At 43.4% G+C, this 22,857-nt stretch carries 20 protein-coding genes; 13 read left to right on the top strand and 7 right to left on the bottom strand.

The window, feature by feature from the left end; all coding sequences use genetic code 11:
• Nucleotides 1-229 precede the first annotated feature (229 nt).
• The gene (locus QE357_RS09520) at nucleotides 230-550 is read right to left on the bottom strand and encodes a tetratricopeptide repeat protein (protein ID WP_309706968.1); all 321 of its coding nucleotides are present in this window, start codon (nucleotides 548-550) and stop codon (nucleotides 230-232) included.
• Nucleotides 551-851: 301 nt separating this feature from the next.
• Between QE357_RS09520 and QE357_RS09515 the strand changes: the two genes are divergently transcribed.
• The 7 genes from QE357_RS09515 to QE357_RS09485 all read left to right on the top strand — a co-directional run bounded on the left by QE357_RS09515 (nucleotide 852) and on the right by QE357_RS09485 (nucleotide 7,049).
• Entirely contained in the window at nucleotides 852-1,436 is a 585-nt protein-coding gene (locus tag QE357_RS09515; protein WP_106634966.1) for a bifunctional nuclease family protein, read from the top strand.
• An 87-nt stretch (nucleotides 1,437-1,523) separates the two neighbouring features.
• Complete coding sequence (locus QE357_RS09510; RefSeq protein WP_106634967.1) at nucleotides 1,524-2,408, top strand: ABC transporter permease; 885 nt, start codon at nucleotides 1,524-1,526, stop codon at nucleotides 2,406-2,408.
• 53 nt (nucleotides 2,409-2,461) lie between these two features.
• Complete coding sequence (locus QE357_RS09505) at nucleotides 2,462-2,731, top strand: DUF3098 domain-containing protein (RefSeq protein ID WP_106634968.1); 270 nt, start codon at nucleotides 2,462-2,464, stop codon at nucleotides 2,729-2,731.
• Between the two features lie 102 nt (nucleotides 2,732-2,833).
• Entirely contained in the window at nucleotides 2,834-3,628 is a 795-nt protein-coding gene (locus tag QE357_RS09500; RefSeq protein ID WP_106634969.1) for an undecaprenyl-diphosphate phosphatase, read from the top strand.
• A 9-nt stretch (nucleotides 3,629-3,637) separates the two neighbouring features.
• Nucleotides 3,638-4,360, top strand: coding sequence for a tRNA pseudouridine(55) synthase TruB (gene truB / locus QE357_RS09495; protein ID WP_106634970.1), 723 nt, complete (start codon nucleotides 3,638-3,640; stop codon nucleotides 4,358-4,360).
• Nucleotides 4,361-4,364: 4 nt separating this feature from the next.
• On the top strand, nucleotides 4,365-5,288 hold the full coding sequence (locus tag QE357_RS09490; RefSeq protein ID WP_307142873.1) for a bifunctional riboflavin kinase/FAD synthetase: 924 nt from the start codon (nucleotides 4,365-4,367) through the stop codon (nucleotides 5,286-5,288).
• Nucleotides 5,289-5,621: 333 nt separating this feature from the next.
• A complete protein-coding gene (locus QE357_RS09485) occupies nucleotides 5,622-7,049 on the top strand; it encodes a hypothetical protein (protein ID WP_309706959.1) in 1,428 nt (475 codons plus the stop codon).
• Nucleotides 7,050-7,101: 52 nt separating this feature from the next.
• Here the strand turns inward: QE357_RS09485 and pheA are convergent, their stop codons facing one another.
• The 6 genes from pheA to QE357_RS09455 form a co-directional block, all read right to left on the bottom strand.
• Entirely contained in the window at nucleotides 7,102-8,178 is a 1,077-nt protein-coding gene (gene pheA / locus QE357_RS09480; protein WP_106634972.1) for a chorismate mutase, read from the bottom strand.
• Between the two features lie 35 nt (nucleotides 8,179-8,213).
• Entirely contained in the window at nucleotides 8,214-9,170 is a 957-nt protein-coding gene (locus QE357_RS09475; protein ID WP_106634973.1) for a glycosyltransferase, read from the bottom strand.
• Nucleotides 9,171-9,188: 18 nt separating this feature from the next.
• Entirely contained in the window at nucleotides 9,189-9,701 is a 513-nt protein-coding gene (locus QE357_RS09470; protein WP_309706956.1) for a GNAT family protein, read from the bottom strand.
• Nucleotides 9,698-10,438, bottom strand: coding sequence for a class I SAM-dependent methyltransferase (locus QE357_RS09465; RefSeq protein WP_106634975.1), 741 nt, complete (start codon nucleotides 10,436-10,438; stop codon nucleotides 9,698-9,700). The genes QE357_RS09470 and QE357_RS09465 overlap by 4 nt, the downstream gene beginning before the upstream one ends.
• 166 nt (nucleotides 10,439-10,604) lie before the next feature.
• The gene (locus QE357_RS09460; protein WP_307142869.1) at nucleotides 10,605-11,417 is read right to left on the bottom strand and encodes a phytanoyl-CoA dioxygenase family protein; all 813 of its coding nucleotides are present in this window, start codon (nucleotides 11,415-11,417) and stop codon (nucleotides 10,605-10,607) included.
• 325 nt (nucleotides 11,418-11,742) lie between these two features.
• Nucleotides 11,743-13,641: a DNA topoisomerase IV subunit B gene (locus QE357_RS09455; protein WP_106634977.1), complete on the bottom strand. Its 1,899-nt coding sequence runs from the start codon at nucleotides 13,639-13,641 to the stop codon at nucleotides 11,743-11,745.
• A 276-nt stretch (nucleotides 13,642-13,917) separates the two neighbouring features.
• On the opposite strand from QE357_RS09455, the gene QE357_RS09450 reads away from it, so the two are divergent.
• The 6 genes from QE357_RS09450 (at nucleotide 13,918) to QE357_RS09425 (ending at nucleotide 22,793) form a co-directional block, all read left to right on the top strand.
• A complete protein-coding gene (locus QE357_RS09450; protein WP_309706949.1) occupies nucleotides 13,918-16,341 on the top strand; it encodes an SLBB domain-containing protein in 2,424 nt (807 codons plus the stop codon).
• Between the two features lie 26 nt (nucleotides 16,342-16,367).
• The gene (locus QE357_RS09445; protein WP_309706947.1) at nucleotides 16,368-17,480 is read left to right on the top strand and encodes a hypothetical protein; all 1,113 of its coding nucleotides are present in this window, start codon (nucleotides 16,368-16,370) and stop codon (nucleotides 17,478-17,480) included.
• Nucleotides 17,480-18,319 carry an ABC transporter permease gene (locus tag QE357_RS09440; protein ID WP_106634982.1) on the top strand — a complete coding sequence of 280 codons (840 nt, stop codon included), beginning with the start codon at nucleotides 17,480-17,482 and terminating at the stop codon, nucleotides 18,317-18,319. The genes QE357_RS09445 and QE357_RS09440 overlap by 1 nt, the downstream gene beginning before the upstream one ends.
• 71 nt (nucleotides 18,320-18,390) lie before the next feature.
• Complete coding sequence (locus tag QE357_RS09435; RefSeq protein WP_309706943.1) at nucleotides 18,391-19,650, top strand: ABC transporter ATP-binding protein; 1,260 nt, start codon at nucleotides 18,391-18,393, stop codon at nucleotides 19,648-19,650.
• A complete protein-coding gene (locus QE357_RS09430; protein WP_309706941.1) occupies nucleotides 19,647-20,729 on the top strand; it encodes a DegT/DnrJ/EryC1/StrS family aminotransferase in 1,083 nt (360 codons plus the stop codon). The genes QE357_RS09435 and QE357_RS09430 overlap by 4 nt, the downstream gene beginning before the upstream one ends.
• A 9-nt stretch (nucleotides 20,730-20,738) precedes the next feature.
• Nucleotides 20,739-22,793 carry a glycosyltransferase family 39 protein gene (locus tag QE357_RS09425; protein ID WP_309706939.1) on the top strand — a complete coding sequence of 685 codons (2,055 nt, stop codon included), beginning with the start codon at nucleotides 20,739-20,741 and terminating at the stop codon, nucleotides 22,791-22,793.
• The last annotated feature ends 64 nt before the right edge of the window (nucleotides 22,794-22,857 follow it).

Here is a 22,857-nt window from a genome sequence, read left to right as displayed (position 1 = left end):
ATATTTGTATTAGCTTGATCACATTGCCTCTAAAAAACTGTTTCTCATTCATATCCTAAAGGCCCTGCCGCTGCCAGCTTTTCCGCTGGCAGCAATAGCTTATTTGGGGTTTGCTGCCAGCAAAAGCTGGCCGGGCCACGCTGCCAGCGGTATTTCCTATCTACACGGCTGATCCGATAATTTGCTTATTATTTCTATTAGCAAACATCCCCCAACAAACAACTATCCCCTAAAGCTCCCATTCATCCACCCAGCGTTGATAAGCTCCCTTAAGCTCTCGCAGGGCATGAAAATCCTTTGCTTCTTCCGCCTTCTGAATTCCCTCTTCGTAAATCACTCGGGCTTTGTCCTCTTCCTCCTGCTCTGCCCAGAATTGGGCGGCGTGGTAATAGGTGGGTAAGTAGTCTGGGAAATCGCTGATTAGCTTATCAAACCCTTCCCCCGCTTTAGTGGAATCCGTTTTCTGATATTCTAACGTCAGAGCATACCAGTTGAAAGGATCATTGGGTTCTTCCTTACAAAAATCTATTAACAATTCCAGACGGTTCATAACGGGATTTTATGGGCTGATCGCGGGGAAACAGACCCGTATGAGTATTTTTATTTTATTCCATTTGCGAAGATAATCCATAAGCGATTCTCCTTCAAAATGCTGCTTATGTCAGCTTAAAATCATGAGCTGACCCTAATTTTTCTGCCAAAAATGGCATCAGAACAATTGGTATAGTCTTTTCGTTACACTTTTTGTAACTCCTGAAAGGCATTATAAATCGGAATAAGGCAGGTCTGGTTTCCAAAACTCGACGGGTCTTGTTACTTTTGCCTACCTTTCTAAACAGAGGTCGTAACCAGTGGAAAAAATCAAGTTAGAGATTTTAGGTCTTTCCCCGAGTCAATCACAGACCGGGTCATTTGCTCTGATATTGGGTGAAGAGTTTGGTAATCGTCGATTACCCATCATTATTGGCATGTTCGAAGCCCAGGCAATTGCTATCGAAATTGAAAAAATAACCCCGAACCGTCCGATGACGCACGATTTGTTTAAATCGTTTGCTCAGGGTTTTCATTATAAGGTCACTGAAATTGTGATTTCCGATCTGCGGGAAGGGATTTTCTTCGCTCAGATTGTCTGCACGGATGGATTAAAAGAACGCGTGGTTGATGCCCGTCCGTCGGATGCCATCGCCATTGGTCTGCGTTTCAATGTTCCCATTTATACTTTTGAAAACTTACTTTCAGAAGCCGGAATCGTTGCCAATGAAGGAACTTCAAGCGAAAAACCTGAGCCCGCTCCCGTGTCAGCCAGCAAGCCTTTTCCCGATCAGTTGAAAGATAACACAACCGAAGATTTGCATAAAATGCTGGATCAGGCTTTGACGAATGAAGAGTACGAAAAAGCAGCCCAGATTCGTGACGAAATAAGTCGTCGCAATTAGGAGTTACTGTTCGTTAAAAACCCTTAAAAAGAGCAAGCGGCTGTTTCTTCCTTCGGGAAACATCTATTTTTGCAAGGATTCGCTCGTATGGCCACAGAAAAACAACGTAAAAAGTATTTACCTAATCTGACTATTACTGTTAGCTTAACCATCGCCCTGTTTATCATTGGCTTGTGTGGTTTATTAACAGTGATGGGCCGGAAATTATCGGAGGTAGTAAAGCAAAATATTGAGGTTCAGGTGTACCTCAACAAAGATCTTACTGCCGAGCAATCCGAGGGAGTTCGTAACCAGATTCTGGCTAAACCATACGTTGCCCGGAAAGAGGGCAAGCCTCAGGTAACCTTTGTTTCCAAGGAAGAGGCTGCGGAAAAGTTTATTAAAGATACGGGCGAAAATTTCAAAGAGTTTCTGGGCGAAAATCCGCTTCGGGATGGCGTCTTTATTAAAATTCAGGAAGATTATTTTTCAGAAAACGGTCTGAAACAAATCAAGCAGGATTTACAACGCATTCCGGGGGTTTTTGAAGCTAGCTACGTAGAGAATTTTGTAGATGAGGTGAACAAAAACATCACTAAAATCTATATTGTGCTTTCGTCCTTCGTAGTTTTATTACTGATTATCATTGTTGTTCTGGTTAATAATACGATTAAACTCGCTCTTTATTCACAGCGGTTTACTATTCGTAGTATGCAGTTGGTTGGAGCCACCAATGGATTTATCCGCAAACCCTTTTTATACCGCGGATTGATTCAGGGCATTGTTAGTGCAATACTCGCCTGCGGGTTATTAGTAGCTATTATTAATCTGGGTTTCAAGTACGTTCCCGAGATTAATGTCCTGCTAGGAGATTGGGAGAAGTTAGGAATCCTGGCCGCTGTGCTGTTGATCATTGGCATGTTTATTGGATTTGTAAGCACGCTTCAGTCCGTAGAACGCTATCTACGCTCATCTGTCGATAAGCTTTACTAGCTTTTTGTTATTAAAGATTTTATACCCGGTTAACGCTCATACATTTAACTATTATGGCAACAGAATTTAAAACCTCAGGCATTTCCAGCCCCTTCGCAACTGGCAATGACGCCTCAGCTCAAGCGAAAGCCATGCCTTTTCAGCGTAGCAACTATTTGTGGATGATCATCGGCGTGGTTACCATCCTGGCAGGCTTTTTCATCATGAGTATGGACAAAGAGGAATTTGGCTTCGGTTTCCTGGGCCTTACCCTCGGCCCTATCGTTGTGGTTGCTGGTTATATCATTGAATTCTACGCCATTTTACAAAAGCCTAAGGCTTAGTTCATACAGGTCTTGTTTGAAGGGTACTGGGAGCATCTCTGCTTCCAGTACTTTCTTTGTTTTATTCCGCCAAATCTACTTCCTATTTAATCAACCTTTTTCATGTCAATTCTACACGCTATTATCTTAGCAATTATTGAAGGCCTTACGGAGTATTTACCCATTTCATCCACCGGCCACATGATTCTTTACTCTTCGTTCGCCGGCATTGCTTCCGATCCTTTCGTCAAACTTTTTACGGTTGCCATTCAGTTCGGAGCGATTCTATCGGTGGTTGTTTTATACTTCAAGCGTTTTTTCCGTTCATTTAATTTTTATATCAAGTTATTCGTCGCTTTTATACCCGCCGCCGTTTTTGGTTTGTTATTCAGCGATATCATCGATAGCCTGTTAGAAAGTGCCATGGGCGTCGCCGTTTCCTTACTGATCGGAGGAATCATTTTACTCTTTGTAGACAAATGGTTTACCAACCCGGTCATTACTGAAGAGAAGGACATTAACTTATGGAATGCCTTCAAAATCGGGATGTTCCAGTGTATCGCCATGATTCCGGGCGTTTCCCGTTCCGGTGCATCTATCGTTGGCGGGATGAGTCAGGGGATCAGCCGTAAAGCAGCAGCGGAATTCTCCTTTTTTCTGGCTGTTCCAACGATGTTTGCGGCCACGGGCAAAAAAATGCTGGATTATTTCATGGACGGAAACACGCTAACGGGCGATCAGATTCAACTGTTTGTCATTGGCAACGTCGTAGCCTTTATCGTAGCCATGATTGCCATTCGTTTCTTTATTAGTTTCCTGACGAAATACGGCTTTAAAGTGTTCGGCTGGTACCGAATTGTGATGGGCATTATCATCATCGCCCTCTTGATGAGTGGCGTTAATATGGAAGTAGTTTAACCCTTGAGTATGGAGCGTGAGGAACAGCAAGTCCAGGCAGCAGATCCCGGAGAAGTCATTATGATAGATAAGCCCCTGGGCTGGACTTCTTTTGCGGTAGTTAAAAAGCTGAAGTGGGCGGCGAAATATAAAAAGATTGGTCATGCAGGTACCCTGGACCCTCTGGCAACGGGTCTGCTAATTTGCTGTACAGGCAAAATGACCAAGCAAATTGAAACGTATCAGGCGGCAGAAAAGGAATACACCGGAACGCTGGTGTTAGGAAAAACCACTCCTTCCGTCGATCTGGAAACGCCTTTTGATGGCGAATATCCGGTAGATCATATTACTCCCGAAGTGATTGAAAAGGCTTTGGCAGAGTTAACCGGAACGATTTTACAAACCCCTCCTATTTTTTCAGCCGTGAAAGTAGAAGGCGTTCGGGCTTATGAACTGGCCCGCAGTGGTCAGGAAGCAGAAATTAAGCCTAAACAAATTACTATTACCGCTTTTGAACTCGATCAAAGCCGTTTTCCTGAACTGGATTTCCGGATTGTCTGTTCCAAAGGCACTTATATCCGTAGTTTAGTTCGCGATTTCGGGTTGCTCTGCCAGTCAGGAGCTTATATGAAAAGCCTTCGTCGGACGCGTATTGGTGAATTCCACATTGATGACGCGATTTCTCTGGAAGATTTCGTAGAAACACACCGCCCTGGCAGTGTGCTTTACGAACCCCGAATCAGACCCCTTTAAATTTATGCAAGTATACCATGGTATAGAGGAATTCAGGAGACTTCCTAACGCAGTTGTCACCAGTGGAACTTTCGACGGTGTACACTTAGGCCATCAGAAAATCTTAAATCGATTAATCGAATCAGCCAGGCAGTCCAATGGTGAGTCGGTGGTGATTACCTTCTGGCCTCATCCGCGTATTGTGGTTTCCGCGGATAGTGCGGACCTGAAATTACTCAATACGCTCGATGAAAAAATAGAGTATCTCCAGGCTTCTGGTATTGATCACTTGCTGGTTATTCCTTTCAATCGTGATTTTTCTTTATTAACCTCTGACGAGTTTATCCGAAAGATCCTGATTGATACCATTGGTACCAAGCGTCTGGTAATTGGTTACGATCATCGTTTTGGACGAAACCGGGAAGGTGGGTTCGATTACCTTCAGGCCCATTCGCACGAATATGGTTTTGAAGTGGAAGAAATCCCCCGGCAGGATGTTGAACATCTGGCCGTAAGTTCAACCCGAATCCGGCAATCCTTACTGACCGGAGATGTGACGACAGCGGCGGCCTTTCTAGGTCGATCATATACGCTGAGTGGAACGGTCGTTAAAGGTCGGCAACTGGGTCGGCAACTGGGTTATCCTACTGCCAATCTGGAATTACCCGAATCCTATAAGCTTGTTCCTGCCGATGGAGTGTATGCCGTTCGGGTGAAGTGGAAGAGCAACTGGTATGGGGGAATGTTGAGTATCGGAACCAACCCTACTGTTGACGGTACGATCCGTACCATTGAAGTCAATATTTTCGATTTCGATAAGGAAATTTACGGAGAAAAACTCACGCTGGAATTTGTCATCTGGCTTCGCGGGCAAATTAAATACAACGGCCTTGAACCCTTAATAGCCCAGATTGGGCAGGATAAAATTGATTCATTAAAGTTCTTATAAATCAACAAAGGATGGCTAATGCTCATCCTTTGTTCGTAACTATAGTAACATAAACGTATAAAATAATAGAGTTTTTAACTCACGAAGACTCAATTTAGCATTCTAGATATTCTCTTATATTTGGCTGGACTTTTTATTACACCACCTTCCATGCCAATCATTTATACTTTTTACGGAAAAATTATTATTATACTACTTCTTGTAGCTTTTACCTCTCATGTCTGGGCTAAGTATAGGTCGGAAGCTTCCTTAAAAACAAAAGGATTTATCTACATTTTTCTTGCCATTACTTTAGCATTACGGCTTTTAAATATTCAGAATACTGAGGGAGATGTGGATACAAGTACCTGGCTTTCGAGTGCTATTTCCATCAATTATTATCCAGATAAACTTTGGAAGATTCTGAATTATACGGACTCACGTCCGCTTACTGTTCTACCGATCTTAATTCCCAGTTGGTTAGGTATTAACTTAAGTTACGCTCTGACCAATGTGGTTACTATTCTCTGCTGGTTAGGAATCATTTTCTATTTCTATAAATCCATTGCCCTCTTTATTGATGCTAAACGGGCTCTACTGATTACCTGGACGCTTTGTCTTTTTATTAGTACTACCTGGTCTCTTCAGCATACGGCCTATAACTCAGAACATATCAGTATTTTCTTAATAACACTGGCGACCTACCTGTATGTTAGGTATGAAAAAACGAAACAGACCTCTGGTTTCCAGATATTTACTTTAGGAACTATTCTGGGAAGCTTGATCTATGCGAAGTTTCAAAACGCTCCAATGGGTTTGGTCATTGCTGCTTTCGCGATGCTATTAACCCTTCGTTTAAAAAACTATACATTCTTAGCTTTACTGATTTTAGGAGGAATTCTTCCTACATTATTAATCAATCTGGTCTTTATTTATTATCATAAACTCTCAGACTTCTGGATAAATTATTTCTGGAATTATCTATTGTATTCTTACTCGACTCAATTTCAATCCCTACCAACCATCGAAAGGTTTAACCCAATTCGAATTGGTAAATTCATTTTGAATGTAAAATCCTCTAGAATTTATTTCTTTGCCTTGATACCTTTGACTATTCTAGGAATTTCCTATACTTTATTCCGTAACAGAATAGCCAGTTCTTTTGAAAAAATTAATGGTTATTTTTCGGTACTTATGGTGGCTACCAGCCTGTATGCCATTGGTCAATCAGGTAACCTATTTTCTCATTATATCCTCTATCTATTTATTCCTGTTTTATACTGTATTGCTGCATCTATCCCCTATTCCAATCGAAAAATTAGTTATGCGTCCATCCTTCTTTTAGTACTAGTTTCATTGATTCAGGCTATCTACAACGTCTTTACTATACCACCTGAAAGTAGCTCTGATAAAGTTGCTTATGAAACGCAAATTATCGATCAAATCAGGCAACATTCCACCGATAAAGATAACATCGTAATTTGGGGTTGGGTAGACCGCTGGTACGTGCAGTCTAATCGAGCCTGTGGGTATCGGATGCCTCACAGTCACCATTTATTTATGAAGTCGGATCTTTACGCTCACCGTATAGCTAACTTTATTGGCGATATGGAGGAAAATAAGCCGGAGATTTTTATTGATACGATGGACTCCACCTATCCCATGGCTAAAGGACTAGGCAAGGCCCATGAATATTATGCCGAAGTGAAAGCCTATATCGGATCAAAATACCACTTAATTTCAACCATAGATCAGGTTAGAATTTTCAAACGTAATCCATAGAAAAAGGCCTTCAGTAATGCTGAAGGCCTTTTTCATATAGCTATTTTTCTGTTTAGTCTACCAGCTTTACGTAGCTTCCAAGCCACTTCACTTCAGACTTTAACTGGCGAAAAATTTTCTGCACTTTATCGTCTTTCACGTGTCCTTCAAATTCCATTAAAAACCAGAATCCGAAACGATCGCCCTGACGGCTGGGGTGACTGGCTAATTTAGTCAGGTTAATGTCGTATAACTCAAACTCACGCAGGCAACGTGAAAGTGTACCGGGCTTATCCGAATCCGGGAACTGGACAATTACCGTCGTTTTGTCATTACCGGAAGGCACGGTTTCAAACTCTTTCGCCAAAATCAGGAAACGAGTTCGGTTAACGATGGAATCCTGAATGTTATTAAACAAGACAGGAACCCCAAAAATTTTACCCGCAATGGCCGAGCAAATGGCAGCAGCGTTAGGATCCTCAGAAGCCAGTTTTGCTGCTTTGGATGTTGATTCTACCGGAATAATTTCTACTGAATAATTTCCAAAGTAATCATCCAGGAAACGCTTACATTGACGGAAACCGATGTCCTTGGAGTAAATGCGTTGAATTTCGCTCAGCTTTTCTGCCTTCGTTACAAAAGCAAAATGAATGGGCGTTACGATTTCCGCTGCAATTCGAATATTCTTCTCGTTGAGGTTATCAACCGTTTCAAATACTAAACCCTCCTGATTATTCTCGATGGGAACGACTCCAAATTTCGCCCTTCCCGTTTCAACCGACTCGAACACTGAACGGATGGTTGGCAAGGCATCATACTCACTCATGGCACCAAAACGCGACTCAGCGGCTTGGTGCGTAAAGCTACCTTCCGGTCCCAGATAGGCTACACGCTCGGGCAACTCGATGTTACGGGCAACGGCAAAAATTTCCTGGAAAATCGCTTCAATAGCATCCTTCTGTAATAAGCCTTCGGATTGGTGGCTTAAACGATCTACAATTGATTTCTCACGTTCAGGGCGATAGATCAGTGCTTGCGAAGAGCGTTTCAGTTCACCTACCTGCTGAACTACATTCATCCGCGAGTTCATCAAAGCAAGCAACTGATTATCAATAGAATCTATCTGATTTCTTAATTCATCTAAAGTCACAACAGGGAGGAGTTTATGTCGATAGGCTGCTGTTCTTACTTCAGGCCTCTTAATTTTCGTGTAAAATTAAGTTGTTTTTGCGTGAGTATCTTTTCTTTTAACAAAGTTCCCCAGGGTCTTTTGTAGTTCTCGGGATCATACTTCATGGCACGCATGGTGTACTTCAACCGATCCCAGAATTTTTGCTCAAATTCAACAGTGTCGGGTAATAGCCAGTAAAATTCAGCCATCGTCCGTTTGAAACGATCCGTAAACTGATACCCCGTTTCCCGATCCAGATGCTCATACATATTAATGCGATTCAGCAGAAAATGGGCTTGCCAGCGGTGATCGGTGTTGCTCTGACCTCCGGCATGCTTGCGATATACCGACATTACCTCGTCCATATATCCCGCAGGACCACGCTGAGTCATCAGAATATTCAAAGGAATATCACCGCTTTTCGACTGGGGCATCCAGGCTGGTAACTTGGGCAAGAAAGACTTACGCAGTACAATACTTGCCGTGGCCATAAACCAGGTTTCTTTATTACCAATCAGATCATCGACCGTAACGACTTTCTTTTGGGTATGGTCGTTAATCAGATATGAAGGAGCACTGTTATCCTGGTAACGAGCTTCTGCATTATGAAAGCACATGGAGAAATCAGGATGCTGATCCATAAAATCAACCTGCTTTTGCAGTTTCAATGGATCAATCCAAAAATCATCTCCTTCGCACAGAGCCAGATACTCGCCCTGACAGGCATCGTAGGTGTCAATGAAGTTGTAAATAGCTCCCCGATTGACCTGATTCAACAACAGTCGAATCTTATCGGGATACCGTTGCTGGTATTCTCTCAATACTTCCTGAGTATTGTCTTTGGAAGCATCATCGCCCACCACAATTTCAAATTCAAAATTGGTTTGCTGGGCAAGAAAACTCTCCAGAGCCTCGGCGATGAAAGGCCCGTGGTTATAAGTAATGCAATAAACGCTAAGCTTTGGCTTCATAATTTTTAAAGAATAGCATCAGGCGATCTGATACTCATCGCGAAGAAGACTCATTCCCATAACATCGACAAACTGTCCGTTTTTGAAAAGAGACTTGCGATAAATGCCCTCCCGTTGAAAACCGATGGATTCGTACAGGCGAATGGCCCGTTCGTTATCGGGTAACACAGTCAGGTAAATGCGGTGAAGGTTTAAGTCAAGAAAGCCGTGTTTCAGAATAGCCTGCGTAGCCTGACGGCCCAGCCCTTTCGACTGATGATTCTTTTCACCAATCATAATGCTGTATTCCGCCTGCTGATTCATCCGATCAATCTGGGTAAGCTGAACCGTGCCCACTAATGTGCCTTCATCCAGAATGGCTAGCCGCACGGCTTCGTTTCGGTGTTGCTGATAATAAGCAAACCAGTTCCGGTCGGCTTCGAGGCCAATGTACCGAAACTGGTTTGTTAAGTACTGCATCACTTCCGGGTCGTTCCGCCATTGATTAATAACGGGAACGTCTTCAGTTATGATTTCTCTTACTTGAATCATGCTTTGTTTTCTGCAACAACGTATACACTACTGCACAAATCGGGATATACCTGACCTAACTGATAGCATCCTTCCATGTACTTATCGTCGATGATACCCGCTTCCAGAGCTTTGTCTAACTGGAAGTTAGCCAGGCCTTTGAAGAAAATACCCCCACGGTGTACTACGCTTAATCCCGCTTCCAGCACATCTTTTTCCAGCGTATCCAACGAGTATGTAATGCGGTGACCGTGTTTGATGTCAGCAGGAGTTAGAGCTGCATTGTGTGTCAGGAAGCCCATTTTAACGGCAATCTGACGTGAACCAGCATTAGCATTAGGTACAATCAGGTATAACCGTCCCGTTGGTGTCAGGAAGTTTTTAACCCTTGACATGATTTCAACGGGGTTAATGAGGTGTTCCAGTACGTGCATGATAAAGATGGCATCGTACTTTTCATCAGACTCAAACGTTTCGAACAGCCCGTTAATAAATTTCACTTTATCGCCTACCCGACCCCGAGTAATATTCAGGAATTCTTCTGCTGCGTCAACAACCGTAAGGTCTTCGAAACGCTTGGAAAGAATGGTCGTAAACTCCCCATACATGCAACCCATTTCCAGTGCTTTTCCTTCACGCATGAACGGCTCAAGCGTCCGCATCATATAATGACGCATCCGACGGTCAAACTCATAATCGTCGTAATCGGCAGTGATTTTATTAAGGTTGTCATATTCAGCCTGAAGCGTCTGATCCATAATCTTGGTTGAATTTGTTTAAATGATAAACCCCTCCCGGCTTTCAAACCGGGAAGGGAAGAGTATATAATTTCAGAATAAATTATTCATCAATAAGCTCTTATCTATAGCTTGACAAGAGGTTTTTACGGAGTTAGCACTGGTTCCCGTCTGCAAGTTAACGATATTAACCCTGACCTGGAATATACAAACGTTTTTCTGGTACCTGATACCATTCGTCCAGGTTAGCTGGTACGCGGGAATTATATCCTAAAAGCTGTTTGGCTAAAGGAGGGAAATTTGCTACCCGATCATAACCAAAGTAACGAGAATAATCGAACTGAGGCTTGAAGAAAGGCTTTGTAAACATCGGTGTTAACCCACGACGAATCTGGTCTGTCTGGTTCGTACCAGCAGCGTGCCATACGTTAGAGTTAAATAGAACGATACTCCCTTTTTTCGCAACGGCCTGCTCGGCAACAGCAAAGAACTCTTCATCCGTTGGTTTCTCAGCGTATTTATGAGAACCGCTCATGAACCACGTCGCACCGTTTTCGGGCGTAAAATCATCCAGCATCACCAGCATATTCATCATCAGGGGTAGGTCTCCACTCCAGGTACGAATATCCCGGTGCACGTTACCTACGTATGAAGACGTTTCTGCCTTGAAGTTCATTACTCCCCCGAAGGAATTAAGAATATATGGACCGTTATCAAAATAGGCAGTCAGGTATTCATGCAAAGGCATTTCTTCCACAAACTTCATGAAAGGGCCTTCAAAAACCACCAGGTGGTGTGAAGTTCCTGCCGTACGATTCACTACCCCATTTTTAATCTGAATCTGACGACACTCTTCAGTGGCTATATCCTGAGCTTTGATCAGCTCTTCACGGAAGCTATCTTCCAGTACTTCATGAAAAATTACCCAACCTTTGGTATCCATCTCTGACTTGAAAGTTTCGAGATCCATTAATTGGGGGCTGGTTACTACATTGTCCATAACAGATTGGATTTGGTTTTCGCAAAGATAGAGTGGAACACTTTTCAGAGGGGTACCGAAAAGTCACCCTATCCATAAATAATTATCACTTTTTAGGATGAACTTTTAAGCAGGATAAAATAAAAATCCGCTCAAATTGAATTTTTCTAATAAACCAGTTCTATGCTCGTAACTATCTTCTTGCTATTTCGTGGTTTCAGATCGCTAAACGTTATCAACGATCTTCCATAAAACCTGTTACTTGGAAGAATGTTTGAAGTTATAGAAAAAACGCCTGATTCAGATTTTATGAATCAGGCGTTTTTTACTAAAGGCTTATGCTTGGCTAAGCGACTTCCAGCGTTTCTTCTATTTCGTCTTTTTCAATAACTAAGTTATCAATAATAAATCGCTGACGATCGGGCGTGTTTTTGCCCATGTAATAACTCAGCAGTTTCGGAATGGTCGATTCTTTCTGTAAGATCACCGGTTCCAGACGCATATCTTCACCAATAAACTTACCGAACTCGTCGGGAGAAATCTCTCCCAACCCTTTAAACCGGGTTACTTCCACTTTCTTACCTCCTGAACTCAGCTTCGCTACCGCTTTTTGTTTTTCTTCTTCGGAATAACAATAGGTAGTATCCTCATGCTTCTTCGGATTCCGAACGCGGAACAAAGGCGTTTCGAGAATATACAAGTGCCCATTCCGAACAATATCCGGGAAGAATTGCAGGAAGAACGTCATCAGCAGTAAACGAATGTGCATGCCATCGACGTCAGCATCGGTCGCAATAACAATCCGGTTAAACCGCAACGTTTCCAGTCCAGCTTCAATGTCCAGAGCGTGCTGAAGAAGGTTAAATTCTTCGTTCTCATACACGATCTTTTTCGTTAACCCAAAGCAGTTCAACGGCTTTCCCCGAAGACTGAACACGGCTTGCGTTTGTACGTTTCTGGATTTGGTAATGGATCCCGAAGCCGAATCCCCCTCGGTAATAAACAGGGTCGTTTCCAGCCGATCTTCCGCTTTGGCATCCGGCAGGTGAATACGGCAATCACGTAACTTCTTGTTATGCACGCTCGCTTTACGAGCCCGGTCGTTAGCTAGTTTTTTAATCCCAGCAATTTCCTTTCGCTCCCGCTCCGACTGCTCAATCCGCTTTTTCATGGCTTCTGCCACGGCTGGATTTTTGTGAAGGAAGTTATCAAGCTCCGTTTTCAGGAAATCAACCACGTGCCCACGAACGGTCGGCGAACTAGGGTCAGGCGACATATTGGTTGACCCTAGCTTCGTTTTCGTCTGCGATTCGAAAACGGGCTCCTGTACCCGAACGGACACGGCAGCCGAGATACTCGCCCGGATGTCTTCGGGAGCGTAATCTTTCTTGAAGAATTCACGGGCCGTTTTTACTACCGCTTCTTTGAAAGCCGCCAGGTGCGTTCCGCCCATCGTTGTGTTCTGACCATTGACGAACGAGTAATATTCTTCCCCGTATTGATTCCCATGAGTCATGGCAATTTCAATATCCGGGCCTTTCAGGTGAATAATCGGATACCGAATACTTTCCTGATCGGTTTTACGCTCCATCAAGTCCAGCAAGCCCCGTTGAGCTACGTATTTTTGTCCATTAAAAACAATGGTCAGGCCTGCATTCAGATAGGCATAATTCCAGATCTGATTTTCAAGGTACTGAGGAATGAAATGGTAATTCTTGAAAACCGAATTATCCGGTTCAAAAATCACGTGCGTTCCGTTGCGTTCCTTGGTCTCAATCGTGCCTTTCGACTGTTTCGTCAGCTCTCCTTTTGAAAATTCGGCCCACTTGGCCTGGCCATCCCGAATCGCCTGAACTTTAAAATAACTGGAAAGTGCGTTGACCGCTTTGGTACCAACGCCGTTCAACCCTACCGATTTCTGGAAAGCTCCAGAATCGTATTTCCCCCCCGTATTAATCTTTGAAACTACATCAATCACTTTCCCCAGGGGGATTCCACGACCATAATCACGTACTTCAACCCGATGTTCTGTAATCTTAACTTCAACGGTTTTGCCAAAGCCCATTACGTGTTCATCGATACAGTTGTCAATTACTTCTTTTACAAGCACATAAATCCCGTCATCAGCTGAAGATCCATCTCCAAGCTTACCAATATACATACCGGGTCTGAGACGAATGTGCTCCTTCCAGTCGAGCGAGCGGATACTATCTTCGGTGTAATCCGTTAATTTTTGTTCTGCCATTAGTCAATTATTCGTCCAACCTTTCGTTCTTCAAAAATAAGATTTGTTCAATTTCTATCATAGCGAAAAAGCTATTTTAGGGAAATGTTAATTATACCAGTGGTATCAGAAAATACGAATTTAGTGTTTTACTTTGTGCATTAAAGTAGATTTCTTTCGTTATCATAATTAAAACTATTTAGTTCGTCAGTGAGTTTCATATACCGACCCATCCGGGAAAAAATCAATTATCACCAAAAAAGAATCGAAATGTTGCCTTTCTTTCGGCCTTGTGTTTTGAAAATCTTAAAGTCTTCCCTACCCTTCTCCACCGTTAAAACCGCTTTTCTAGTTGTACTAACGCTTTCGAGTACGTTTGTACAGGCCCAGGTACCCTTTCCGACAAACACGATTCCGCAGGGTTTTCCGACCTCAACGGTTCCGATGAATCCATCGGTTCCATCGGCAACTCCTTCCATGCAGAGCGATAACATTCAGCCCAGACAATACACACTGGATCAACGCACCAAAGCTCGTGAAGATTCCGTACGCATGCTGCGGGCTAATACACAGGAACCCGGCACAGCAGAACAGAAAATCAAGATTTTTGGTGCCGATATTTTCTCTAACAAGAGCCTTGATATTGCTCCTATTACCAACATCCCTACGCCCAAAGGTTACATCTTAGGTCCTGGAGATGAAGTGGTCATTAATATTTATGGTGACCAATACAAAGACTTTGATTTTAAGAAGACCGTTACTCCTGAAGGTGTACTGCAACTCGAACAGGTAGGTCCTGTATTCGTGAGTGGTTTATCCATTGAAGCAGCGACATCTCGTTTGCGGGCTAAACTTTCCAGAATCTATCCTATCGGACGGGGAATGGAAATGAATGTTCGTATTGGTAATATCCGTAGCATCCGCGTTAACTTCATTGGTGAGGTTGTTAATCCGGGCACGTACAATTTACCATCACTGGCTACGGTAATGAACGCCCTGTATTTTTCAGGCGGTCCCACAGCATCTGGCTCTTTCCGTAACATCAATCTGATTCGCCGTAACAAATTTGGACAGGATACGATCATTCGCACGATTGACCTTTACAAGTACCTGACCAAAGGCTTACGCATGAGCGACATCAGCCTGAAAGATGATGACGTTATCCAGATTCCTCCCTACAAAACCCGGATTGAGTTAACTTCTGGAACGAAGAAGACGGGGTACTTTGAATTACTTCCCGGCGAAAAATTAGGTAACCTGATTGAGTATGCGGGTGGATTTATTGAGGATGCCTATAAGAATACCATCGTTATCCAACGTATTACCAGCAATGGCCGTAAATTCCTTGACGTCAAAGAAGATGAAGTATTCAACTTTGAAATTAAGAATGGCGACCGTGTTGGTATTGGTAAAGTACCTGAACGTGAAGAGAATATGGTTACCATTTCAGGTGCCGTTTATTTGCCCGGCTCTTATCCGCTGGATCGTAACCCAACGGTGAAAGATCTGGTCAACCGGGCAGAAGGGACCAAACGGGATGCGTTTTTAGGCCGGGCAGGTTTGTACCGTCAGAAAGATGATTTAACGGAAGAACTGATTACGGTAAACCTTTCCCGGATCTTGGCGGGCAAAGACACTAACGTCACTCTGAAAGCACTGGATCGTTTGGAAGTAGAAAGTGTAACGCAGCTTCGGGAAGGAATGCAGGTACGGATTCTGGGCGAAGTGAACCTAGCTAAAGGCGATTCAACTCGTGGCTATTTCCCCTGGTATGAAGGAATGACCGTAGAAGATTTGATTATTCAGGCCGGTAACCTTCGGGCGGCGGCTTCTCCCAACCATATTGAAGTTATTCGCCCTAAACGTCTGGACTCTGACGATCCAAAGCTGATTACCTCTGCTCTCTCAGAAAGCTTTACTCTGGCTATCAGCAAGGATTTACGTCTGACTGAACAAGCTTCGAAGTTTCAGTTAAAGCCTTTTGACGTAGTATACGTTCGTTCCTCTCCTAACTTCGAGAATAATCAGGAAGCTCGCGTAGAAGGACAAGTCCTGACGCCTGGCGATTATGGCCTTATTGATCGTGACGAACGTATTTCGGATCTGATCAAACGCTCAGGAGGATTAACTGCTTATGCTTACGTAGAAGGAGCTTCGCTGATTCGTAAAACCAAGCTGACCAAAATTGAAATTGAGCAACAGCAAAAAACGATTGGTCAAATTGGTAATGATAACAAGCGGACGGCTGTAAATGCTGATTACGTAGCTGAAAACAAAGAGGAAGCTATTGGTATTGATTTGAAGAAAATCCTGGAAAAACCGCATTCGGATATGGATTTAATTCTTCAGGATGGGGATGTTCTTAACATTCCGAAGTATAACCCAACCGTCAAAATCGAAGGTGAAGTTCAGCTTCCTACTACCAGCCGTTTCACTCGTGGGGTAGGCGTTGGCGAGTATATCTCAAGAGCGGGTGGATTTACTTCGAAAAGCGTGAAGAAACGTACGTATGTGATCTATGCGAACGGCTTTGCTAAAAAAACGAAACATTTCCTGTTCTTTAATTCTTATCCTGAAGTAAAACCTGGAGCTCGTGTTATTGTCCCACAAAGAACGCAGGCTGATATTACTTCCCAACAGGTGATTGGTGCAATTGCACAAATTGGTGGTGCACTTAGCGGCATCGTAGGTATTGTAGCCTTACTGAGAACATTCAATTAAGATAAGACCTTCATTCAGAGATAATAATGATCACAGATTCAACAAAACCAGTATTAACTCCAAATGGAGAAGTGGCCGTTATAGAGCCCGCTCCTCCATTTGACCCCCGAAAACTGGTTCGGAATGCAAAAGCGATTTTCCTAACAATTTTAAAGTATTGGTGGTTATTAGGGTTGTGTATCATTCTTGGAGGCGTAGGCGGCTGGATTTATGATCAGGTTAACGAAGTTCCCGATCAGTATGAGGCTTCTATCGTCTTTAACCTTGAAACTGGCTCGGGAGGATCAGAACTTTCAAGTTTTGCCAGTGCTTTGGGGATGAGTAGTGGTGGCTCGAATGGTAATATTTTCGCGGGTGCCAACTTCACCGAGTTATTCCGTTCGAAAAAAATCGGTAACCGGGTAATGACTACTCCGGTCACCATCGCTGGTAAAAGAGATTTGCTCGTAAACTTTTATAAGAACCGTTCGGGTGCTTTACGTAGAACCAAGAACGCTGAATATTTACGGAATGAATTCACCTTTCCAGATACGTCCTTGAAATATTACACGACTACGCAAATGTCTTATCTGGACATGTTTCGTGAGTATGCTTCTCAGGATCTGGAAATTGGTAACCTCGATCGCAAGTCAAGTTTCATGGAATTGACGGTGAAAACTGACTCGGATACACTATCGAAAATCATGGTTGAAACCTGGCTCAAAACGATGACCAGTTTCTACACTGAGACCCGTAGTCAGAAAACATTGGAGTTACTCCAGTTGCACACAAGTCGCCGGGATTCTGTATTAAGCATTCTATCTGGGGAGGAAAGAAAGTTAGCAAGAGCTCAGGATTACAGTCAGTACATGATCATGCCGTCGGGTCGGGTTAATGAGCAGCGGATGTCTCAAAATACGACCTATTTGCAAGGACTATACATGGACGCGTTGCGTAACATTGATGCCTTGCGTACGTCCCTGATTCGTGAGAGTCCTTTGGTAACCATCATTGATGAGCCTACGTATCCCCTACCCGTAACGCCTTATCCAAGAGGGAAAGCCATAAAAATTGGGATTGCTTTAGGAATTGTATTATCCTTTGTGATGATGTTCCTGATTACGACCTATCAAAATATGATGAAAAAATTACAAGAGTAATGACCCAGGAAACGATTATTGAACACGGTAGGTCGCAGAAGAATTACTGGGCTGAGTTTTGGAAGTCAACGGAATTATTCTGGATTCTGGCGAAACGTGATATTACGGTTCGATACAAACAGACCGCTCTCGGCGTTGTTTGGAGTGTAGTCCGCCCGGTTCTGACCTCAGCCATTTTATTTTTTGCCTTTGGTAAAGTAGCAGGTCTTCCCTTTGAAGAAGGCGTTCCTCCGAAACTGGCCACCTTTGCAGGGGTACTAATCTGGCAATTTTTCGCCAATTCTCTTTCTCAGGTAAGTCATAGTATTGTTGGAAATTCTAACCTGGTTTCGAAGGTATACTTTCCGAGACTGATCCTGCCAACTAGTTCAGTAATGGTAGGTTTTGTTGACTTTTTAGTGGGTTTTGTTTTAATAATTCCCATGTACCTGTATTACTTTTTCAAACAGGGCTTTTTACCATCCTGGCAATTACTTTTTATACCAATCTTTCTAGCGATGGCTTATCTGGCCGCTTTTGGATTTGGTTTATTATTGTCAGTAATGAACGTAAGATACCGGGATTTTGCACAGCTTACTCCATTCATTATTCAGTTTGGGTTTTATGCGTGTCCCGTTGCCTACTCTCCAGTAAACATTGAAAACGAATCCTGGTATCCCATCTATAACCTCAACCCGATTGTAGGCATTATCGATGGTTTCCGCTGGACTTTGATGGGGGGCCATGCTCCCTTCCGCTGGGAAAGTTTTATTCCCAGTGTCATCATTATCCTGATTGTCGTTTTCTCATCCGTTGCTTTTTTCCGTAAACGAGAAAATAGTTTTGTTGATTATATCTAATCTGCAAGCTTTTCTACCCATACTAAAATTAGGTTGGATGGATTTGAATAAGTTCTTTAACCTTTAATGTTATGAATGCCATCCAGATTGAAAATATCAGTAAGCGATACTACATTGATCATCAGCGAAAGAATGGCGGTCCATCGGGCCTCAAAGAATCGTTAGTCAATGGAGTTAAATCGATCTTTGGCTCTAAGTCGAGTGAAAATACCGTTTCCGAAAAAGAAGAGTTCTGGGCTTTGAAAGACGTCAGTTTCGACGTAGCTCAGGGAGATCGAATTGGTATTGTTGGCCATAACGGGGCGGGTAAATCTACGATGCTTAAAGTACTAAGCCGTATTACCGAACCCACTACGGGCCGGGTAACCGTTCGGGGTCGAATTGCCAGTTTGCTTGAAGTAGGCACTGGCTTCCATCAGGAGTTGACTGGCCGTGAAAATATCTTTCTAAACGGTGCCATTCTCGGCATGAAGCAAGCCGAAATCAAGCATCATTTTGATGAGATCGTTGCTTTCGCAGGTATTGAGAAGTTCTTGGATACCCCTGTGAAACGCTATTCCTCGGGTATGTTTGTTCGCCTGGGTTTTGCTATTGCAGCTCACCTCGAACCAGAAATTTTGATCATTGACGAAGTATTAGCAGTAGGTGACGCCGAATTTCAACGGAAATGTCTGGGTAAAATGAAAGATGTTTCTGACAGTGGTCGAACTATTCTTTTCGTAAGCCATAACCTGACAGCCGTGCAGAGTCTGTGTAACCGAGCGGTTTTCATGAATCGGGGTCAGATGGTAGCCGTAGGTGAAACCGGTCAGATTATTACGGATTATATGTCCAAAATTAATCAGACTAGTCTCATTCGGGAATGGCTTACGCCTGAACAGGCTCCGGGTAACGATCAGGTTCGGATTCGTAAAATCGAGCTCATTCCTCAGTTCGAGGTAGGCCAGACCCGAATCGACGTTCGTACGCCCGTTAAGCTTCGGTTTGAGTTCTGGAATTTTGTTAAAAATGCAAAGCTTAATCTAAGCATGCACTTTAACTCCATGACGGGTGAAACGATCTTTAATTTGGCTTCTCCTCAAATAGAGGCCAATCCCGGCTTGATTACGGGAGAAGTTAATCTTCCCGGAAACTTCCTGAATGACGGAACGTATACCATAACCATGATGATCGTGAAAGATGCCTCGACGGTTCTTTACCACCTTCAGGAATCGGTTATGTTTGAAATTGATGATTATCGTGGCGGTGTGGAATGGTACGGCAAATGGCCGGGCTCCGTTCGTCCTTATTTCCCTTTTAGTATCGAGCAGTCTGAGGAGGTTAATGTATGAGTGAAAAAATATTTGTAACAAAATCTTACCTTCCTCCTAAAGAAGAGTATACGGCTTATTTGACTGGTATCTGGGAACGTTCGCATCTTACCAATCAGGGTCCTTTAGTTTTAGAATTAGAGCAGAAACTCCGCGATTATCTGGATGTTGAACACCTGCACTTTGCTTCGAACGGAACCATCGTACTACAGATGGCTCTGAAAGCTTTAAAAATTACGGGAGAAGTCATCACGACTCCTTTTTCATACTGTGCAACGTCCCATGTTATTGCCTGGGAAAACGCCACCCCTATTTTCGCGGATATCCGTGAGGAAGATCTTTGCATCGACCCCGATTGCATCGAAGCCCTGATTACTCCAAAAACGCAGGCTATTCTGGCCACGCACGTGTACGGAATTCCCTGTCAACTAGAACGTATTGAGGCCCTCGCCAAGAAACATAACCTTTATGTAATTTACGATGCTGCTCATACGTTTGGCGTAAAAGTTGACGGAAAATCGTTGCTAAGTTTCGGCGATATTTCCACTTGTAGTTTCCACGCAACGAAAGTTTTCCATACCGTCGAAGGCGGCATGATTACTACGCCTCATCAGGAACTATCGGAGCAGCTAAAACTATACCGAAGCTTCGGACACATAGGTGATGAGTATTTTGATATTGGCATCAATGCCAAGAATTCAGAATTTCACGCCGCCATGGGTCTTTGTAACTTGCCTCATGTTCAGGAAATCATTGCCGGTCGCCGCCGGGTTACTGAGTCTTATGATCAGCAGTTAAACTGGAGCAAACTTCGCAAACCCGTTATTCCGAAAAATGTCGAATGGAATCATGCGTATTACCCCATCTTCTTCAAAACAGAAGCTGATTTGTTACGCACCCGGCAGGCCCTGGAAGCTCAGCAGATTTTCACCCGTCGTTATTTTTATCCTTCACTGAATACATTGACGTTCCTGCATGCTCAGCAATCCTGCCCGGTTTCGGAAGCAATGGCTCTGCGTGCTCTTTGCTTGCCTTTGTATCCTGATTTAGCGGATACAGATGTTCAGCGAATAATTTCTATCGTCAACGAAAACTTATAAGTAACCGTCATGTGGGATTGGTTTTACCGCATACTCTTCCTGATGTTTGTGGGCTTCTGCTTTCGCGTCGCAGCACAGGTATCCCGAAAGTCCTTAGTAGACGTCCTGATTACGGCTTTCACCGTTTTTGCTGGTAGCATTATCGTCTCCGGCTTTTTATTATCCTTTTTACACAAAACTGACGACGTTCGGTTTTGGGCAGGCCTGGTATTTGTCCCCCCCTTTATTTTCTACCTGCTCTTTACCAGAATATTCATCAAAGAATACGAAGATTTTTCTGTTATCAGTCTGATCGGTAGTTCTTTACAAAATTTATGGATTTGGTATAAAGACCTAAGCTTATACCTGAAAATCATATTCGGTTTATTAAGCTTTTCCCTGCTTTTCGTATCCATTATTAGTTTAGCCCTCGTCTTATTCACCGTTCCAAATGAATGGGACAGTATGACAGGGCACCTCGTTCGGGTGATGTATTTTATGCAACGTGGCACAATGGCTCCTTTTTATGGCACTAACTGGAACATTGATACATACCCCCGAAGTGTTTGCAACATCCAGATTTACAGCTACCTAATCACTGGAAAAGTTGAGAATGCCTTTAAACTCATTAATTACCTAAGTTACTGGGTTGCGGTATTAGGTGCCTACGGCATTGCCAAGTCGATTAGCCGGAATCTTACTGCGGGCTTGTTCTGCGGGCTTGTTATGGGTCTGTTACCTAACGTACTCCTCCAGTCCACTACTACCGATACGGACATCGTTCTGATGGGGTATGTTAGCTGTCTGGTGTATTTTTTGTTTTCCTATCACGAAACCAAACGCCGTCGGTATCTATACCTGGCAGGACTCACGTTTGGCATAGCTCTGGGACATAAAATTACGCTAGTACTGCAATTCCCTTCACTATTTATGGTTGCGGTCTATGTATTCGTTGCTGGCGTTCCTAATGTAAAAGCTTCCCTTTTCAAGCTCAAGCATTTGGTTACTTCGGCTCTCGTGGGCATACTTCTATTCACCTTACCGACTGGTTATTTATCTAACCTGAAGAGATACAACCACCCGATTGGTCCCCCAACGGCTATCCGTCATCAGTCAGTGGAACGAGCAGGTGGAATTTTCAGTGCCAACCTTTATGAGCAAGGCACTCGAAATTTGTTACGCTACAGTTTTGATTTCATGAATCTGGACGGTCTAACTAACATTCCAGCTATTGAAAAAGGACCCAATCGTTGGTTTAAAGCCCCGTTTATCTGGCTGGAAGAAAAAGTTCACGCCCGACTGGTGGAAGAGACGGACTTTACAATCCGTCCTTTTGAATATAATCGTCCTTATATTTTCACAAATGGTCTACCTTACTGGGGAGCCTTGGGTTTTCTGTTGATTTGGCCGCTGGTGTTTCTGGTGCTTTTTGGAGTCATTCGTTCTAAACCACATTGGTTTCTGGCAATCGCTACGCTTTTACACGCGGCAGCCCTCTCCTATTCGGCCCCTTATGATCCCTTTAAAGGACGCTATTTCATCAGTACGGCCATTTATGCCGTTCCCTTTTTGACCTTACTTTTTACGAAACGTCAAAGCCTTCTGGCTACCAACAGTGGTTTACTTAAAGCGTATACGTTGGTACTTGTGTTGCTGGCCTGCCCTTCCGCCATTCTGGCAGTGCTCTGGAACGAGCGTTGCTTGCCCGTAGCACATCATGGAAAGCCCTCGGCCTTCCAAGCAGGGCGAATCGAGCGAATGTCTTATGCCCGGGAAGATTTACAGCCTGCTTATGAAAATTTTGAAAAGCTGGTGCCGGAGAACGCAACAATCGCTTTAGCTGATATTAATGATGATTATGAGTATCCGCTTTTTGGTAAAAACCTGACCCGTAAGCTCATTCCAATCAATCCGTTTGAGCAAGGTTTACAGCCTATCCCTAAAGAAGCTGATTACCTTTTCTTTGCGGCCAGTGTTATTAAACCACAACCCGGTGACATTCGTCTGGGTACGGATACTACAGCTGCCACCCGAGCGAAAATGTTGGTGCCGGCTGAAGATTACTGGTTACGTAAATTGAAATAACCATTTTCAGTATCATTCCAGCAAAGCTGTTTAGAAGATTGCGTTTCCGATGCATGAAACTCTA

This window comes from Siphonobacter sp. SORGH_AS_0500, from assembly GCF_031453245.1.
In the GTDB taxonomy this organism is placed as follows: Bacteria; Bacteroidota; Bacteroidia; order Cytophagales; family Spirosomataceae; genus Siphonobacter.
Note: the sequence above shows the minus strand (reverse complement) of the source record. Positions and strands in the feature narration are given on the sequence as shown.

Coding starts and splice junctions, on each gene's coding strand:
- QE357_RS09460 (WP_307142869.1), bottom strand. CDS start 11,417: ATGGACAATGTAGTAACCAGCCCCCAATTAATGGATCTCGAAACTTTC.
- QE357_RS09510 (WP_106634967.1), top strand. CDS start 1,524: ATGGCCACAGAAAAACAACGTAAAAAGTATTTACCTAATCTGACTATT.
- QE357_RS09470 (WP_309706956.1), bottom strand. CDS start 9,701: ATGATTCAAGTAAGAGAAATCATAACTGAAGACGTTCCCGTTATTAAT.
- QE357_RS09520 (WP_309706968.1), bottom strand. CDS start 550: ATGAACCGTCTGGAATTGTTAATAGATTTTTGTAAGGAAGAACCCAAT.
- QE357_RS09490 (WP_307142873.1), top strand. CDS start 4,365: ATGCAAGTATACCATGGTATAGAGGAATTCAGGAGACTTCCTAACGCA.
- QE357_RS09425 (WP_309706939.1), top strand. CDS start 20,739: ATGTGGGATTGGTTTTACCGCATACTCTTCCTGATGTTTGTGGGCTTC.
- QE357_RS09455 (WP_106634977.1), bottom strand. CDS start 13,641: ATGGCAGAACAAAAATTAACGGATTACACCGAAGATAGTATCCGCTCG.
- QE357_RS09505 (WP_106634968.1), top strand. CDS start 2,462: ATGGCAACAGAATTTAAAACCTCAGGCATTTCCAGCCCCTTCGCAACT.
- truB (WP_106634970.1), top strand. CDS start 3,638: ATGGAGCGTGAGGAACAGCAAGTCCAGGCAGCAGATCCCGGAGAAGTC.
- QE357_RS09500 (WP_106634969.1), top strand. CDS start 2,834: ATGTCAATTCTACACGCTATTATCTTAGCAATTATTGAAGGCCTTACG.
- QE357_RS09445 (WP_309706947.1), top strand. CDS start 16,368: ATGATCACAGATTCAACAAAACCAGTATTAACTCCAAATGGAGAAGTG.
- QE357_RS09440 (WP_106634982.1), top strand. CDS start 17,480: ATGACCCAGGAAACGATTATTGAACACGGTAGGTCGCAGAAGAATTAC.
- QE357_RS09465 (WP_106634975.1), bottom strand. CDS start 10,438: ATGGATCAGACGCTTCAGGCTGAATATGACAACCTTAATAAAATCACT.
- QE357_RS09435 (WP_309706943.1), top strand. CDS start 18,391: ATGAATGCCATCCAGATTGAAAATATCAGTAAGCGATACTACATTGAT.
- QE357_RS09475 (WP_106634973.1), bottom strand. CDS start 9,170: ATGAAGCCAAAGCTTAGCGTTTATTGCATTACTTATAACCACGGGCCT.
- QE357_RS09430 (WP_309706941.1), top strand. CDS start 19,647: ATGAGTGAAAAAATATTTGTAACAAAATCTTACCTTCCTCCTAAAGAA.